The organism is Cyclobacterium amurskyense, assembly GCF_001050135.1.
Taxonomy (GTDB): domain Bacteria; phylum Bacteroidota; class Bacteroidia; order Cytophagales; family Cyclobacteriaceae; genus Cyclobacterium; species Cyclobacterium amurskyense.
The window spans coordinates 4,318,198-4,334,125 of the sequence record NZ_CP012040.1; the positions used below are offsets into that span (position 1 = coordinate 4,318,198).

At 37.6% G+C, this 15,928-nt stretch carries 16 protein-coding genes; 2 read left to right on the forward strand and 14 right to left on the reverse strand.

The genetic code is table 11. The annotated features are described in order from the left end of the window. Positions 1-51 precede the first annotated feature (51 nt). The 11 genes from CA2015_RS17670 to CA2015_RS25010 form a co-directional block, all read right to left on the reverse strand. Positions 52-951, reverse strand: coding sequence for a sulfotransferase domain-containing protein (locus CA2015_RS17670; protein ID WP_048643101.1), 900 nt, complete (start codon positions 949-951; stop codon positions 52-54). Continuing rightward, positions 929-1,288 (reverse strand): LytTR family DNA-binding domain-containing protein, encoded by a 360-nt coding sequence (locus CA2015_RS25455; RefSeq protein WP_048643102.1) that lies wholly within the window; start codon positions 1,286-1,288, stop codon positions 929-931. Before CA2015_RS25455 ends, CA2015_RS17670 begins: the two co-directional genes overlap by 23 nt. A gap of 217 nt (positions 1,289-1,505) precedes the next feature. Next, positions 1,506-2,747, reverse strand: a complete 1,242-nt coding sequence (locus tag CA2015_RS17680) for a glycosyltransferase (RefSeq protein ID WP_048643103.1) — start codon at positions 2,745-2,747, stop codon at positions 1,506-1,508. 3 nt (positions 2,748-2,750) lie between these two features. Next, a complete protein-coding gene (locus CA2015_RS17685; RefSeq protein ID WP_157466791.1) occupies positions 2,751-3,476 on the reverse strand; it encodes an FkbM family methyltransferase in 726 nt (241 codons plus the stop codon). Between the two features lie 38 nt (positions 3,477-3,514). Continuing rightward, positions 3,515-4,297 carry a glycosyltransferase family protein gene (locus tag CA2015_RS17690; RefSeq protein WP_014021630.1) on the reverse strand — a complete coding sequence of 261 codons (783 nt, stop codon included), beginning with the start codon at positions 4,295-4,297 and terminating at the stop codon, positions 3,515-3,517. Then, on the reverse strand, positions 4,290-5,354 hold the full coding sequence (locus CA2015_RS17695; RefSeq protein ID WP_014021631.1) for a lanthionine synthetase LanC family protein: 1,065 nt from the start codon (positions 5,352-5,354) through the stop codon (positions 4,290-4,292). Before CA2015_RS17695 ends, CA2015_RS17690 begins: the two co-directional genes overlap by 8 nt. Then, positions 5,347-6,144 (reverse strand): DUF3405 domain-containing protein, encoded by a 798-nt coding sequence (locus tag CA2015_RS17700; protein ID WP_048643104.1) that lies wholly within the window; start codon positions 6,142-6,144, stop codon positions 5,347-5,349. Before CA2015_RS17700 ends, CA2015_RS17695 begins: the two co-directional genes overlap by 8 nt. Before the next feature lie 7 nt (positions 6,145-6,151). Then, on the reverse strand, positions 6,152-7,219 hold the full coding sequence (locus CA2015_RS17705; RefSeq protein ID WP_014021632.1) for a BF3164 family lipoprotein: 1,068 nt from the start codon (positions 7,217-7,219) through the stop codon (positions 6,152-6,154). 171 nt (positions 7,220-7,390) lie between these two features. Then, positions 7,391-7,612 carry a hypothetical protein gene (locus CA2015_RS17710; protein WP_048643106.1) on the reverse strand — a complete coding sequence of 74 codons (222 nt, stop codon included), beginning with the start codon at positions 7,610-7,612 and terminating at the stop codon, positions 7,391-7,393. Positions 7,613-7,808: 196 nt separating this feature from the next. After that, on the reverse strand, positions 7,809-8,861 hold the full coding sequence (locus CA2015_RS17715; RefSeq protein WP_048643107.1) for a 6-bladed beta-propeller: 1,053 nt from the start codon (positions 8,859-8,861) through the stop codon (positions 7,809-7,811). Positions 8,862-8,971: 110 nt separating this feature from the next. Next, positions 8,972-9,163, reverse strand: coding sequence for a hypothetical protein (locus tag CA2015_RS25010; protein ID WP_048643108.1), 192 nt, complete (start codon positions 9,161-9,163; stop codon positions 8,972-8,974). Between the two features lie 563 nt (positions 9,164-9,726). Between CA2015_RS25010 and CA2015_RS17730 the strand changes: the two genes are divergently transcribed. Continuing rightward, positions 9,727-9,888, forward strand: a complete 162-nt coding sequence (locus CA2015_RS17730; protein ID WP_157470535.1) for a hypothetical protein — start codon at positions 9,727-9,729, stop codon at positions 9,886-9,888. A gap of 285 nt (positions 9,889-10,173) precedes the next feature. Here CA2015_RS17730 and CA2015_RS17735 read toward each other — a convergent pair whose 3' ends face one another. Further along, positions 10,174-11,178, reverse strand: a complete 1,005-nt coding sequence (locus tag CA2015_RS17735) for a Kelch repeat-containing protein (RefSeq protein WP_240477832.1) — start codon at positions 11,176-11,178, stop codon at positions 10,174-10,176. A gap of 21 nt (positions 11,179-11,199) precedes the next feature. Beyond that, entirely contained in the window at positions 11,200-12,009 is an 810-nt protein-coding gene (locus CA2015_RS17740; RefSeq protein ID WP_084011870.1) for a ThuA domain-containing protein, read from the reverse strand. 557 nt (positions 12,010-12,566) lie between these two features. Between CA2015_RS17740 and CA2015_RS17745 the strand changes: the two genes are divergently transcribed. Beyond that, positions 12,567-12,941 (forward strand): hypothetical protein, encoded by a 375-nt coding sequence (locus CA2015_RS17745; RefSeq protein ID WP_048643112.1) that lies wholly within the window; start codon positions 12,567-12,569, stop codon positions 12,939-12,941. 1,151 nt (positions 12,942-14,092) lie between these two features. On the opposite strand, the gene CA2015_RS17750 is transcribed toward CA2015_RS17745, so the two are convergent. Beyond that, positions 14,093-15,505, reverse strand: a complete 1,413-nt coding sequence (locus CA2015_RS17750) for a hypothetical protein (RefSeq protein WP_157470536.1) — start codon at positions 15,503-15,505, stop codon at positions 14,093-14,095. Between the last annotated feature and the right edge of the window lie 423 nt (positions 15,506-15,928).

Below are 15,928 nucleotides of genomic sequence, written 5' to 3' on the forward strand. Positions count from 1 at the left end.
ATGTAGTGATGTGGTAATTGAAGATTAGTGAAAGAAACTGGGTTTTAGGTATTATTTGTAATTTAGCTTGATCCTCATTTCCTTTGTTAACGCCTTAAACATTTCTTTTTCCCTTATGGGCCACTGTTCAAAGGGTGGGAGGTACTCTACCTTGGTTGCATTCGACTTTTGATTCATGATATGGTTTATTTTGTTCCAATCTGCATCCCTTTTTTCGGTTAATTTCAAAAATTCTATAACTTGTAAAATTGTTTTTTCCCTGATAGACTGGTTTTTTGAAAAGAAATCTTCGTACTTAATTTGTAGGGAATTTTCACTGTTTTGCAAGGATTCCTGAATAATGCTATTGACTTTATTCCAGTACCAGGCTATTTTGTGAACCCGGTTGAAATCGGGCCATTCTTTTTCCCATCCATCGCCTGGAAAGTCCTTGGGGCAGATCCTTTTCCTGTGATCGTTTTCCCCATAAAACAACATTTCCCCACCACTATCTTTTGGAGATTTAGCATAAAATGACCTGACGGAGTCTATTGGATTTCTGACTACATACAAAAACTTGATAGATGAAAATGTAGCCATTAGTTCTGGAATAAGGTATGCAGCGTGCGGATTTGATTCTATATAGGTGGTCTCTGGAGTGGAAAGCACTTGCTTTAGTAATGGTTTTCTGAATTCACATATATTTTGGCAGCTGACGTCAAAAATCAAATCTGTCCTAATTTTTTGCATACCCATGTCAAAAAAATCAGGTTGGGGCTCATGAACTGCATATACCTGACTGAAACAGGTATTAAAAAAATCCTGGAAAAAACGGGTGCCTGTTCTACCTGCACTTAGGATAAAAATTGTTTCTACCTCAATGCTTTCTTTGGGTTTTGACTTCCTGCTATTATTTCCAGTTTTATCTTTAAATAAACAAGAGATAGGATTAATTTGTATTTTCCAAGCCATTATTTAGTTGGTTTAGTAGAATCATTTTCTTTTTTATTTCAGTCCATTTTGATTTGGCCACCTTAAGGCGAAAATCGTTTTGCATAATTATTTCCCTTTTTTTTACTTGAAGAGAATAGATTAAATTTACATTTACTATGCAGTTTCGGTTTATTTTGAAAAAGTTTTCCGGCAACTTATCTTCCATACTTTTAAGAGAAGAACAGAAAGAATGGCTGTTTTTATTCAAACAAAAGACCGTGAGAAGGTAATCATTTACTAAAAAATGCGTTATTTTTTTCAACTCTAGTTTTAGTATGGTTTGGCTGCCTTTGAGAATTAAATAGGAGGTTTCCATAAAAAATGTTTAGTAGTATAACTATATTGTTAAAGTAAAAAAAAATTAGAATTTAACAAAATAATAGGTGTTAATTTGACATTTGTATTGGAATTACATTTTTAATCTCAGAATTATGTAATAGACGATCTATTTTCTATTACCGATTAAAATTTATTTGTATATATTTTTTGTTTAATCAGTGCTTTTAAACAAAAATATTTGAGTCCTAAATGACTTATAGCAGATCAGTATATATTTTTTCCAGTTTTTTACCTAAATGGAAGTTGTCAAACTTGTGTTCTATAAATTTTCTACCACTATTTCCCATATCCTTTCTAACCCTTGGATGTTCAATAAGGTATTTCATTTTTATTTGAAGGGCATTGATATCTTTTTCGGGAACTAGGTATCCAGTGATGCCATCCATTACTCCTTCAGGTATCCCATTGTGTAAGGTAGCAATTACCGGTAATTGCATGGCTTGGGCTTCCTGAAGTACCAGACCCTGTCCTTCGGAATTGCCATCACTCCCAGTAATGCTTGGAAGTACAAAAATGTCGGAATTTCTGTAAAAATTGATAATGTCAACCTTTTTTTTCTCTCCATGAAAGAAAACCTTTTCCTCCAATCCAAGAAAGGTTACCAGTTCCATTAAAGGTTTCATCAATTCACCATCGCCCACGATGTCATAAAAGGTATTTGGGTGAAGTTCTACAAGCTGGTGAAAAGCTGAGATGGAGTAGTACAATCCTTTTTTCTCTACTAATCGCGCAACGCTTAACAGTCGAATGCAATTTTTGTCTGTTTTCTGCTTATGAGGTATAAATTCTCCAGGATTCACACCAATGGGCAAAACCACAATTTTATTCTTGTCAAATCCAGCTGAAATTGCTTTTTCCCTGATAAAATTAGAAATGACAATAAATATATCGCTATTGGAAAACAGGTTTTGATAATAGTTTTCACCCATTGCCCGATGAGTGATATCATAGCCATAAAAGGTGGTGAGCATTTTACCATCTAAAAGTCCTAGTGATCTCACAAAAACTGCTCTCAAGCCGGTAGGGCCAAAATGACAATGAATAATATCATATTTATTTTTTGATATAAATGGATAGAAGAGAGAAATCAAATATAACCGACGTATCATATCCTGATTGTGGTAAAAATCCTGAGAATCAAGTAACTTAACCAATTTTCGAACAGCCTGCTTAATATTTACCAACACAAAGAATTTTAGCCAAGCCCATATTTTGTTTTGGGGTACTTTAGGTGGATAAAAAGTATGCTGGAGTAATCCTAATCGGTGAATCTCATCATGTACTTTAGTTTCTTCAGACTTGCCTGCCGGAAAAATATCCACCTTATGGCCTGCCTCAATCAAATAACTAATTTGGTTGAGTATAAATGTTTCGGATAATTTGGGGAAACGCTCAACTAAGAACGCAATTTTTAATTTTTTTGAAGTTTCATTCATTTTCTAAAGCTTGTTTTTAAGTGACTCGATGGAATGAAAGTCAAGAAGGTATTTTATGTCTTTTTTAGATAATTCGTTATATCCGACTTTTGAAAAGCACAAAAAGTCCCCCTCAAACTGATAAACCTGATAGTCATTGTAAAGTAATAAAAGTGCTGCTTTTAATTCTTCCCGGTTCAAGTGTTTCATTTCAAATAATATAAGAGAGGGTTTAAATCTGGTCAAATCCAATTGTCTAAGTATTTTCCAGTCGTGGCCTTCACAATCTATCCGCAATAGATCGATTTGTTGAATTCCATGCTTTTGAAGCAAAGTTTTCAGGGTAATTCCCTTTATGCTTGTGGAAACAATAAAGGGGGTTAAAATACCGTTCAGATGTTTACTGATATGGTTTTTGTCAAAGGAGCCCAATTGGTCATACCAGTCCGGAAGATTGCCTAGGATGTATTTGGCCTTTTGGTCTACCCAATAAAATTCCTGCCTTGTGCCATTATTGATGGCGGTGTTTTCGAATAAAAACCTAGTTGAATCGGGGTAATGGGTCTTTAGTTTTTCAAATAGGTAGGGAACGGGCTCTACGAAAAGCATTTTCCATTTTTTATTTTTTAAAATAGACTTATGAAGTGGGTCTTTGGTTTTGCCGTCATTGGCTCCAATTTGTACTACCGTCCAGTTTTTCTTATTCCCAGTAATATGAATCCAGTACTCAACCTGGGATTTAATCTTCAATTTAGGATTCAATTTTTTAGTTAAATTTGTAAAATAATTTAAGATTGAGACCATTCTTGGATTTTGTTGTTTAACTCCTTTTTCCCCAGTGATTTAATATAAAGAATGTCGTTCCATTTTCCCTGGTCTTCACGATTACTATGGAAACTACTATTGATTCCACGAGGATGAGAAAGATGGAACAAGGGTCCGTCTATGCGGTTATGATTGTAACCTAGCCCTTTCCATCGGTGTATTCGCTCTCCATCTTCCCTTCCCCACCCGTAAAAGTTCGGGTTTTCAATCCCCGTTGCCTTGTAATCCTGAAGGTTTGCAAGAAAAGCACCACCTATGGGGTCAGGTCCATACATTGACATCATTTTAGCTTTGTGTGAAGTAAATACTGTAAGATCCCGATTTTTTATAAAAATTTCCCTAAGGATCATACCCGTATCTAAAAATTCTTTGGCATAGGGAAAAACGAAACTTGATTCGCCATCTTTCATGCATTTTAGGGCTGCTATGATTTGTTTTGGTGGAATGATAACATCACAGTCCCAAATTGCTACAAATGGTGTCTTAGAAAACCCTACCAATGTATTGATGTATTTTGTCCGGTGGAAGATATCGTCCCTATCTTCTTCAAACCAATAATTTATTTTATTCCCTGCTAAAGCAGAAATAATCCCGGTTTTATAAGCGGAAGCTTCAAGGACTAAAATAGGAGAGCGTAAGTGATGGTGTAGAAAGTCTATCACCACCATTAGGTTTTCCAACCGAATGACTGAATCCAACCGGACAGGAATAAGAAAGCTGATATCTTGCAGAGACGCTTTATTCATGTTGAGGATCTTTAATTTGTTTCAAAAAAAGGAGAGCGTAATGAATTCCTGTAATTCCGTAAATAAACCCCATTTCGTTTTCTGGATTTTTTTCGGTGGCTCTCCAATACTCGGATTTCTCCAGATGTTGCATCGCTAGTTGTACGTTTTTTTCATCATTAAACAAGCCCTTCCAATCATCTATTTCCAACCCTACTTGCTTGTCTAATAAAATCAAACCGGAAAGACCGTTTTCTACATACAGGCTTTTATTTGCAAGCCTAAAAGAAGTGATTGAAGCACTATTTAATTTTTCTTGCAGAAGTCGGGTGTGTGCTGACCAATCCTCATGTGCCACCTTGCTCATTCCGTAAAGCAAACTGAGACAGTTTCCTAAATTTTGGGGAATCAAGGAAAGCAGCAGAGGAGAAATGTTTCGAATCATTTGTCGGGTTTTGTTGGGCATTATGTTCAGGCGGTTGATTTCACCCAACACATACAGGTAATTGGGTAGGTCCCAGAATAGGTTAAATTCTTTTGGCTCAGTAAAATTGCCCCTGTTTTCTTCGGCCATTAGGTGGATGCGGTTGATCAGTAAAACTGCAAGAGAAGTGAATATTTCACTGTTTACCTTCTCTGGCGCATTTTTAGGCTGGACTGAAACACGGTCGAGGATATAGATCAGGTAGCCTAATATTCCACGCTTTAAGCCAAATTCAAGCTCGTTCGTTTTTTCAGAAATAACCTTGAAAAGGATTGTGTCTATTTCCATTAGCAATTCATCGGCATTACCCTCCAAATAACCTCTTTTGATTAATTGGTTAATTCCCCAGGCAATTCCGGCCAGTCCATTGTCAAATGAGGTCGGCATCGGGTTTTGGTGAATAAAATTGTACCCCTCTTGTAGTAAATGTTCCGCTGCATGCTGGTATTTTAGTTCTTCGCACTGTTGAAAGGCTTCGAAGAAGTAAAGGCAAAGGCCAAACTTGCCTTTAAAGAGTCCAGGATTTTCGAGGCTGGTGTAATGTCCCAACAATAGCTCATCTCGTGTATGGAAAAGTTGTGTAACCTTATTCATCTGTTATTTTTACAGGGTGGTAAAGTTTATTTTTCAAATTCCCTGTTTTTTCGAAAACGGGTCTCCATCGCATGGTGCCGTCGGAAAGTATACCTCTTTTGTTAGGTGTATTTTCCGAATAAAATTTGTTTTCAAGGCCTTCGGGTACAAATTCCCCTTTCCCACCAAAGTCTTGGATGGAAAATCCACTTTCATAAAGCAGGGTAGGAATGAGTACTTCATGATGCCCACACCACTTGCTTAAGAGTGCTTTGTGAAGTAATTCTAAAGCTTGACGTGAAATTCGGTAGATGGGGTTAAAGGACCGGATCCGTTGCTCTTGTGGGATAACGGTGTAGGGATGGGCCAGGGTAGGCCACCAAGGCCATTCCGGTTCTTCTTTATAGCGGCGGATATGACTACTGATAAAATCAGTGTCAATAGAGGAAAAATCTTCAAAAAAGGATTTCCAATCCCCCGAGAATTCCACGTCGTCTTCAATGCACCAATAGTAATCGTAATGTGGATGAGAAAGGTAGAATTTTAGCAAGGGGAAATGATTGCTACCCGGTACCAGGGTAAAGCCAAGTGGGAAATAATTCAAGGAGCTTAAGACTTCATCGTCAAAGATGTGCGTATTCACGTCTTCTAAGTTTGGATTAGAATTATCCCCTAGCAAATGGTACAACACCACTGTATCTCCCATATTTTGGGTAGCTGTAAACAGCTTATGGTATTTTTGAATTAAAGGGAGTGAGGTTTTATTGGTGAGGATTAAAAAAGATTGTTTTAGCGAAGTATTTTTGCCCATTGAGGTATTATTTTAGGTCAGGTAAGTCAAAAACAGCAATTCCTGGATCTTCATCTGTGGTGATGCCATATAATTTTTGGGATTCCTCGTCTACCGCCAATCCTCTGATAGAAATATCCAATATAAAATTACATTTAATTTTACCTTCCAGGTCAAATGCATAGATATCATTGGCGATTTCATTACTTTCCCTCAATTGTTTTTCGGTTTTATCAGAATATAAACCAAAAATATAGTTTTTGGATATAGCAATGTCCAAATAGGCCAAGGGTTCGGCTATACCCACGATTAATTTATTAGATGAGCCACTGGAATTAGCAATTGTAAATTTGGGAATGTAATTGAAGGGGCCATCTGTAATGAAAATTTTTCCTTTCTCTTTGTTTAAAATTTCAATTCTATCTCTATAAACACCAGCAGATGCATAAACATTATTTATCTGGTTTCCTTTAAACCATCCCATATGTAAATCCGACATCATATAATTGGTTAGGTCTTCTCTGACTAAATGATCTTCCCATTTCCCATAATTCGCTAAGCGCCTTCCATCAATCGAAAATTCTACAAATTGATGGGGATCATTTACCATGCGGCACATAACTGTACTATCGGAGGACCAAGCCATGGCCATGGCCATATAGAAGTCTCCTTCTTGTTTGATTTGATTTTTTGACAATGATGTGGTATCATCAAGGTCGAATTCTGAAAAATGCTTTGACATTGCGCTATAAACCCAGAAAGTATTATCATTGGCACCTAAATCAATTCCTGAGACGTCAGAAACTTCACCGGGTCCAAACCCTATTTTACCGAATGGCCGCAAATATTTCATTTTTTTTGCATCGAGGACATGAATTGGAGGAAAATCTTCAGGTACCCTTCTGCTTTCGCCAATGATCAACTTATTGTTTTTAATGAAAATTTTAAGCGGCACTTTTATTTCCTCAAAAAAGTATTTTTTGCCAGCCAGGTTTACTGTTCTAGGTATCGTTTTTTCAGTAAAGCTTTTTACATTATCAGATTTCAATTTGTCTTCTGAACAATTCGATAAAGACAATAGTATAATGATTAACATTGCCGCATTTAATAAAACCTTATTTGATTTTTTAGTTAATTTCACAACAGTATTAAATTTACAATTTGCTAAAAAGCTTCACGATAAACCGAAAGATTCTAACTAACCTAAATAAATCTAGATATAAAATAACTCTTATCGTGAAGCCTTTTATTTACTATTTACCATAGATTATTGATGATTCGTACAGGTATCACCTGGAAAATCTCTATCAACCGGTCTGTCCTCTGACCATACTATTCCAGATTCATCAGTACAGTATGAGGTGCCTGGGCAACACATATAGCCAGAACCTCCATCTGCTTCTACATTAAAAGAATTAAATAATCCAACACTCATGGCCACAACCCCAGCGGCCACCGTAGCTTTTTGTAAAGTTATTTTCTTTTTCATGCTATTTTTTGGTTTATGGTTAAAATAAGGTATAATTAAACCAATTAAAATTATTTTTCATAAAGAGATAGTTGTATTTATTGTGAACTGGCTGCTTTTTCCCGTGATCTGGGCATATTTATTGGATATGGTGATGTAGTGATCTTGTGATAGAGTGACCTTGTAATCTACTGGAGGTGAGTTCTTAAGGAATTGGTTAATCCTTTATTTGATATATGGCAAAAACAAAAGACACTGTTTCTTGTTGCAGTGACTCAAGCAGGGGATGGTCTGAATTTTCCATCTGTTCAATTGTAATGAATTCATCGGGATAATGGACGCTAATGAGTGTATTATTGGATAAATATTTAACATTTAAATAAGGTAATAACCCATCTAAATCATTGGTAGCATTGGAGATGGATTTAGATGTTTTTTTTGTTCTATTATAGAGTAGCGTACTTCTGTAATTTTTCTCCCTAAAACAAGTGACCAAATATTTTCCGGATAGGTGTAAATTGGGCATGTGGTATACATAGTCTTGCATGTACTCCAAGTTATTTAGAATATTTGAGTCATGTTCCTGAAATATATTTAACTTTAGCTTTCTAGAATTCTCAAAATCCAAATACATCTTTTCTTTCAATTCCTTACCTTCAAATACGTAGATTGTATCGGAAAAATGCTTTGTAAAGAAAGTTTTGTTGTCTAAGTAGACCAAGATATTCCTGTCGGCAAAAAACGGAATTTTTTCTTCCATAAATTTAGAGGTAAAAAAAGGATGGACTTTCTGGTTTTCATATGAAAATAATATATTATCGCCATGCTTAGGGTCAGCCGACGAAATGTTTGGAGGAACGTAAAATATCAACTCGTCCTTTTTGGTAGCTAAGAATTTATATCCACCACTTATTGGTCTGTCTAATTCTTCAACGAAATTTCCATTGAAATCGAATGCCAATATTTTTTTGGTAGATAAAATAAGTACTTTCGGGTCTTCATGATGTATGACAAAGTCGTTAATTTGAGTGTACTCCCCCGGTCCTTCCCCAAATGCGTTGATACAGCTTAGGAAATTACCCTCCTTGTCAAGGATAATTACTTTAGGATTTTGGTAAAAGTCTCCAATGAATATATTATCTTCAGTTATAATTACTTTATCGGCCTGGCCAATGGATGATTCGAGTGGTAATTGGACAGTTATATAATTTACTTTATTAAAAACTTCTGAAAATCTTTCGATATTTTCTTCAGGTATGGGAATTGCCATATTTTGGGAACCCAAATTATTGTTATTGGATGTATTTGAGCAGGAGCAGAGAAATAAAAAACTAAAGATAATTCCGGGTAATGTTTGAGAGAAAGAATTCATTGTTTTTCTTAAAAGCCTCCACATGCGAGACTACATGGGTTTTGCATCCAAACTTCGCAGGTAAAAATTCCTTCTTCCCGGCATTTTTTTACTACAAAGGTACAATTGGGATAATAATTTTGGCAGTAGTCGTTTTCTTTATAATAGCCACAACCTCCATCTGCCTCCACATTAAAGGAATTAAATAATCCCACACTCATGGCCACTACTCATATGGCAACAGTAGCTTTCTGCAAAGTTATTTTCTTTTTCATTCTATTTTTTGGTTTATGGTTAAAAGATGTTTTAATTAAACCAATTAAATTTATTTTTCATAAAGAGATAATTATATTTATTGTGAACTGGCTGCTTTTTCCCGTGAATGGGCATATTTATCTTGTGAATAGCATGTGTGAAGACTGTAATGAGAAGAAAATCAGGAATTTGTGGTATAGAGATTGAGTGATGGTGTGATGTGGTGGTGGGGTGATAGTGTGATGTAGTGAATCGGTGGCTGTGGTGTGCCATTCTTTTGCCTTTACCTTTTTTAGCACCCGTTAGGAATGAAAATTTGACATCTTGTATAATGGTGAATTATCTTTTTGGGAATCTTGACATAAGAAAAAATGATCTTGTTAGCTCTCTACTAGAATGAAATATACGTTAAAAACACTTACTAAAACCATTATAAAAAAAATCACTATATTTAAAGGAGCTAATTCTACCAAACAGCATGGAAAAATTTGAAGAATTTGAACATCGTATAAAGCGGGCTTTGAACAACATGGATGCCAAAATTTCCTATTTACATGATGCTACAGGTCAACTCAAAAACTCCTTTGGAGAATTCCAGGAAGAGATGGATGAGTTTATGCATTTTGTCGGGAATCACGTTTCAGATCATGAACAGCGTCTCATCCGGATTGAGAAGCACATGGGTATTTAAATAATTGTTTGTTCTTTTTTAACTTGGGTTTTAATTATGGAGGTTTAGCAATATTGATATTAAATGAGAATGATTAAGAATTCTAATCTTTTATACCCTCTATTTGTTAACAGGTATCAATTTATTGGTGATAAAGTGATCTGGGAATGTAGTGATCTTGTGATCTGCGATGGGGTGATTTAATGATTGTGTGATTTGGTGATGGTGCTTAATGTTTGGGGCTCTATTGTTCTGGTTCTTTAAGAGGTGTATTCGGGTTTTGTCTAGGTAAAGACAGATTGAACTTTACCATTCTTCAGGCAAGTTTAGTGACCAAACGTCATTGACTAGGGGAGGGAGCATGCCTCCGGCAACAAATATTTTATCCTGAAATACAAAAGCTGAATGTTCGTGTCGGCCGGGCCAGGATATTTCCGGCTTGTATTCGGTCCAGTTTATGCCATCTCTGCTGTACCAGGCGTCTCCCCAGTTTTTGTAAGGGTTGTTGGACCAGCCTCCCATTACCCAGATGCAGTCCCTGTACACGACAGATGAAAACCATATTCGCTCATGCCAGGGGGCAGCTTCGGTTACCTGTTTCCAATTGATGCCGTCTTCTGTGACCCAAACATCATTTTTTGCATGGTATTCAGGGGTGTAATTCCCACCTCCAAAAACATACATCTTTCCATTGAGCACAGCGGACTGATGGTAAGCTCTTGGAGACCAGCCGGCATCGCCAGTGGCCAATTTCCAATCCTTCCCATTTTCGGAGACCCACACATCATTTTTAAGGCTTTTTTCATCTCCAAAATAGTAATTTTCTATTCCACCCATTAACCATAGCTTGCCTTTGAATTCCACTATGGTTGATGCAATTCTAGCTGTCCAGGAAGCTGCCTTCTTTTCCAATTTCCAGTCTGCTCCATTTGTGGAGGACCAGATGCTATTGCTGGCAGAATGGCCATCAAGCCGGCCATTGTACCAACCACCTGTAATCCACATTTTGTCCTTAAAAACAAAGGTCATGGGAAGGTCACTGTGGATCCATGGCGCATTGGATGCTACTTTGTCCCAGTCCTTTCCATTGGCAGAGGACCACACATCTCTTGGTGGCGCATGATGGGAATCAAACCAGCCACCTAAAATCCAGAGTTTGTCTTTATAAACCAGTTCTCCTTGTGAATCCCTGGCCTGCCAGTCCGCCTTTTCGCTCACCTGTTCCCAATTGGGCAAAGGGTTTTGGGCTTTTAGACCATTTACCAATAGGCTAAGAAAAAGTAAAGTGAAGAGGTAATTTCTTTTGTTCATTTTAGAAAGCATTTTACTAATTTACTCTTTTTCCAAAGCCCAATGAATACTATTGACCAGCAATTGAATAAAGGGTGCTTGTTTGAAATCCGTAGGATAGCCCAATGAGGTGTAAAAAACCTTTCCACCATAAGCTGTGGTTCTTGTCCATGCAATGGGTTCGATGTCGGATTTTCCTCTTGGCTTACCATTGAGTAAAATTACCGCATTTGGGTCAATGATTGGCTTTACTTTATATACCTGACCCTTGCTCTTCCAGTTTTTTAAGTCTATGTCGGCTAGAATTGGATGGCCTTCTGTATTGGGGAAAGCAGTCACAATTGTCCCTAATTTCTCAGGGAAATAACCATTGTTTTCACAACCCAATATGTCCGGTACAAAACCCCACCAACCCTCGAAACCGGGTTCCACTTCATCTCTAACCGAAAACCCGTGATTGGCTGTTCGCAAACCCACCATTGGTTTGCCTGACCTCAGATAATTTTTGAGGCTTGTCATTTGGTCAAAAGGCAGGGCTAATCTTCTACAAAAGACAACCAATAGGTCCGCCTCTTCTAGTATCTCAAGATTAGGAAAGCGGTAGGCGCCATGTGTGCCCTCACCTTTGAGCACTGTAATTTTTAAGTCTTCATATTTTTCATCCAGCATCTCCGCAAAAGGAGGAACCGTAAGGTGGGCTTCATAGTTTAAAGGATCCTCACTGATTAGAAACACCACATGCTTTGATTCCTTAGGTTCATTGAAAGGAAAGGTTGTTGCAAACATTGCTTTAGGTAAGCCTAGAGCACAACAAATTAAAAGCGCGACCAAAAGGTATTTGTGATTTTTCATTAGTTGGGTATATAGGTAAGAGAAAGCGTGTTTGAATTTAAAATAGTGAAATAGACAAATTTAAATTTTGCACGGTTACGTTACCTAAATATGGTTTAAATTTTTTAAGTATTGAAATATTATCTTATAAAATATGGAGTAAGTAATGGATTTAAACGGAGCCTAAGGGAGTTGAAGGGGTAAGAGTCAACCTTTCAAGGCAGAATAAAATACAAATAATGGCATAACATGTTTTTTCCAATTATGGTAACTTTTAAACTATGCTATCGCAAGAAGCGCGGGGGCATGCCAGAGAATGAGGCGGAGTCGGACCATGCGGGGAGGAGTTTTCTGCTGGCTTGATTTTTCTTTGCTTCGTTTCTTTTCATTTAAGCCTGCCCTGATGAGAGGCAAGTCAGGGCCTGTCCTGATCCGAGGCAAGTCAGGGCCTGTCCTGAAACGAAGTAACTCTGGGCCGGCCCTGATGCAAGGCAACTCAGGGGAAAAGAAATGAAGAGGTTAAAAGATTCTTTGCTGAGGAAAATTAAAATTTTAACCTCTTTAATGGGCTAAGCCAAATGCCAGATCATCACCTCACTCCCCACCCTAAGGCTTCAGCTTCGCTCATCCACCGGGTTAAATTGTGGTTATTTACTTTGATACGTCTAACATACCTTCTTTCTTACAATGGGACTGCCTGTATTTCTTCTAAATTTCAAACGAAGCCTACTGGACAGGAGAAAATGCCAATAATGGCATACCATGTTTTTTCCAATTATGGTAACTTTTACACTATGCTATCGCAAGAAGCGCGAGGGCATGCCAGAGAACGAGGCAGCGTTGGGCCATGCAGGGAGGAGTTTTCTGCTGGCTTGATTTTTCTTTGCTTCGTTTCTTTTCATCTAAGGAAAAGAAATGAAGAGGTCAAAAGATTCTTTGCTGAGGAAAATTAAAATTTTAACCTCTCTAATGGGCTAGGCCTAATACTGTATCATCAAATCACCCTAAGGCTTCAGCTTCGCTCAGCCTCCAGTTTGAATTGTGGCTATTTACTTTAATGCGTCTAACACACCTACTTCCTTGCAATGGGATTGCCTCTATTTCTTTCAAGCACAACCTACAAGTCAGGAGAAAATGCCAATAATACCCTAGCATGTTTTTTCCAATTATGGTAACTTTTACACTATGCTATCGCAAGAAGCGCGGGGGCATGCCAGAGAATGAGGCGGAGTCGGACCATGCGGGGAGGAGTTTTCTGCTGGCTTGATTTTTCTTTGCTTCGTTTCTTTTCATTTAAGCCTGCCCTGATGAGAGGCAAGTCAGGGCCTGCCCTGATGCGAGGCAAGTCAGGGCCTGTCCTGATCCGAGGCAAGTCAGGGCCTGTCCTGAAACGAAGTAACTCTGGGCCGGCCCTGATGCAAGGCAACTCAGGGGAAAAGAAATGAAGAGGTTAAAAGATTCTTTGCTGAGGAAAATTAAAATTTTAACCTCTTTAATGAGCTAAGCCAAATGCCCTACCTTCAAACCACCCTAAGTCTTCGGTTCCGCTCAGCCACCGGGTTAAATTGTGGTTATTTACTTTGATACGTCTAACATACCTTCTTTCTTACAATGGGATTGCCTCTATTTCTTTCAAGCACAACCTACAAGTCAGGAGAAAATGCCAATAATACCCTAGCATGTTTTTTCCAATTATGGTATCTTTTACACTATACTATCGCAAGAAGCGCGGGGGCATGCCAGAGAACGAGGCGGCGTTGGGCCATGCGGGGAGGAGTTTTCTGCTGGCTTGATTTTTCTTTGCTTCGTTTCTTTTCATCTAAGGAAAAGAAATGAAGAGGTAAAAAATATCTTTGCAGCAGAGAATTAAAATTTTAACCTCTCAATTAAGCTAAACCAAATACCAGATCATCACGTCACTCCCCACCCAAAGGCTTCGGCTCCGATCAGCCACCTGGAAAGGGGGAATTTCCTTCATTTAATATTTGCGATTAAGGTGAGAAATCCCTCCCGACTTAGGCCGGGACAAGCTCTTTGCCCCCCTTTTTGAAAGGGGATTTTGATCCGTTCGGGTATAACGTACTAACCTACGAAGCCCCAATTCCTATTTATAATCCAAACTCATGTTCTTCAGATCATACCCAATATAAAGTGGCCCATAGCCAAAATCATAAGACATGATACCGCCAAGGTTGGGCTCAAACTGATTTTTCATAAACAGACTGTAAATGCCTTGATTAAATGCCTTCATGTCAAAAGTAAACACCACATACAAAGTTTGTTCGTTATTTGCTTCAATTGAAGTTTGCTGGGAGGGAACTTCTCCCAACTTTATTTCTCCCATGTCTTTTGGCTTTATATACATGGTAAAAGGATGCCCTCCTGGCATTATTACACTGGAACGGAAAATGGGTATGCTTACAGGAAAGGCATTTTGGTTTTTAAATGTAAAAGGAACAAGGATTTCAAAGCCTCTGGTCTGTGGTCCGGGTAGCTGATCAGGAAATACGGTATACTTTAGCTGATTATAGGATGCTTGAAAACTGTCCCATTTTTCTGAAGCATCAGGGAAACCTGCAGGATCCAAGAAATTGTCTACAAAGTAATCCGTTGCTTTAAAGCTGTTGGTCCTGTACATTATATTTTTTATCTCTACCCATTTATTGTTGATATTGGGGTCAAAGGGACTGAGTAAATTCAATACATGGTCTTCAATTTTCACATTAACGGTTCTGTCCCACTGAGTAAAGGTTGGAGCAGGAACAGGGATGGTTAGGCTGGTGACAGCATCAATAAATGGGTTTTTTAGCCCATTCAGTTCTCCATTAATTAATAAATCGCCAAATGGTATCAGGGCTGTTTTGATGGCATTGGGATTGATCAGATTGCTTCCTTCACCTAGAAGTCGGATCTCAATGGGTTGGTTTGACTTGCTGATCAGGGGGGGAGCAGGGATTTTTACCTGTGTGCTGTGCTCATAGGAAAAGTCAAACTTTCCGATTTTTTTTTGAAGCATTTTACCCACATATGGCTTTAGTTCCGAAGACTCCAAATCAAAATCGTCACTAAGGGCAAGCTGAAAATCAGGGAGCATACTGCTATAATCTGTGAGGTCAAGAGAAATGGCAGTTTTAAATGCGAGGTTGTTGTTTTTCCCTATCAATTGCTTTAGTTGGTTTGAGTTTAGTGAAAAAGTGTACCTGAGCAAGGAGTTGGATTTTGCAGGTATAAGCACTTCTGCATGGCTTTGGGCCAAACCAATATCTTTACCATCTACAAATATTCCCATAACATGATCAGGTATAGGAAGGTCCTTTTTATAGGGGTTGCTGATTTCATAAACCAGATCAAAGTTTACAGAAAAATCAGTTAGTGTGGCTTGACTAAATTTCACTTCAAAGGATTTTTGCTTGGCTCTTGGCAACATGTCTTCCAAGACCATTAAGTTGGTGCTACAGCTAACCAAAAGGCAGAGGCCAATACAATAGCTGAGTTGAATCAGTAAATTGTTTTTCATGTGGTAGAGGGTTTTATTGCTTTAATTTACGATCAATCAAAATTAAATTGAATATTTATTACTAATAATAAGTTATAGTGATTGATTTTTTTTGCTTTTCATAACAAAGTGTTGAATACTTTTACATTAATATGATCAATTAATATGGTATAGGTTAAGTTTAAATGCACCTTTTTATAATTTATTATTTAAACTTTTTAAGGGATTTAGAGCGATAAAGCAACTTATTTTCCCGAAGGATAAACTTACAACTGGGGCAGTTGAATAACTTTAGACAAAATGAAAAGGAATTGACTAAAAATAGATGCTACTTTTTCAAAATTGTCAAAAATCCTATGACTTTGGTTTGTGTTGGATTATATTGAAACTTATTTAACAAATTTTTATAGACCACAGGAAATAGCAACAGCCTACAAAAATAAA

Excerpts from the sequence above, each read along its gene's own strand:
- CA2015_RS17670 (WP_048643101.1), bottom strand. The coding sequence starts at position 951 with ATGGCTTGGAAAATACAAATTAATCCTATCTCTTGTTTATTTAAAGAT.
- CA2015_RS17740 (WP_084011870.1), bottom strand. The coding sequence starts at position 12,009 with ATGAAAAATCACAAATACCTTTTGGTCGCGCTTTTAATTTGTTGTGCT.
- CA2015_RS17680 (WP_048643103.1), bottom strand. The coding sequence starts at position 2,747 with ATGAATGAAACTTCAAAAAAATTAAAAATTGCGTTCTTAGTTGAGCGT.
- CA2015_RS17690 (WP_014021630.1), bottom strand. The coding sequence starts at position 4,297 with ATGAATAAAGCGTCTCTGCAAGATATCAGCTTTCTTATTCCTGTCCGG.
- CA2015_RS17750 (WP_157470536.1), bottom strand. The coding sequence starts at position 15,505 with ATGAAAAACAATTTACTGATTCAACTCAGCTATTGTATTGGCCTCTGC.
- CA2015_RS17705 (WP_014021632.1), bottom strand. The coding sequence starts at position 7,219 with ATGTTAATCATTATACTATTGTCTTTATCGAATTGTTCAGAAGACAAA.
- CA2015_RS25455 (WP_048643102.1), bottom strand. The coding sequence starts at position 1,288 with ATGGAAACCTCCTATTTAATTCTCAAAGGCAGCCAAACCATACTAAAA.
- CA2015_RS17710 (WP_048643106.1), bottom strand. The coding sequence starts at position 7,612 with ATGAAAAAGAAAATAACTTTACAAAAAGCTACGGTGGCCGCTGGGGTT.
- CA2015_RS17735 (WP_240477832.1), bottom strand. The coding sequence starts at position 11,178 with ATGAACAAAAGAAATTACCTCTTCACTTTACTTTTTCTTAGCCTATTG.
- CA2015_RS17695 (WP_014021631.1), bottom strand. The coding sequence starts at position 5,354 with ATGAATAAGGTTACACAACTTTTCCATACACGAGATGAGCTATTGTTG.
- CA2015_RS17700 (WP_048643104.1), bottom strand. The coding sequence starts at position 6,144 with ATGGGCAAAAATACTTCGCTAAAACAATCTTTTTTAATCCTCACCAAT.
- CA2015_RS17715 (WP_048643107.1), bottom strand. The coding sequence starts at position 8,861 with ATGGCAATTCCCATACCTGAAGAAAATATCGAAAGATTTTCAGAAGTT.
- CA2015_RS17745 (WP_048643112.1), top strand. The coding sequence starts at position 12,567 with ATGCCAGATCATCACCTCACTCCCCACCCTAAGGCTTCAGCTTCGCTC.
- CA2015_RS25010 (WP_048643108.1), bottom strand. The coding sequence starts at position 9,163 with ATGAGTGTGGGATTATTTAATTCCTTTAATGTGGAGGCAGATGGAGGT.
- CA2015_RS17730 (WP_157470535.1), top strand. The coding sequence starts at position 9,727 with ATGGATGCCAAAATTTCCTATTTACATGATGCTACAGGTCAACTCAAA.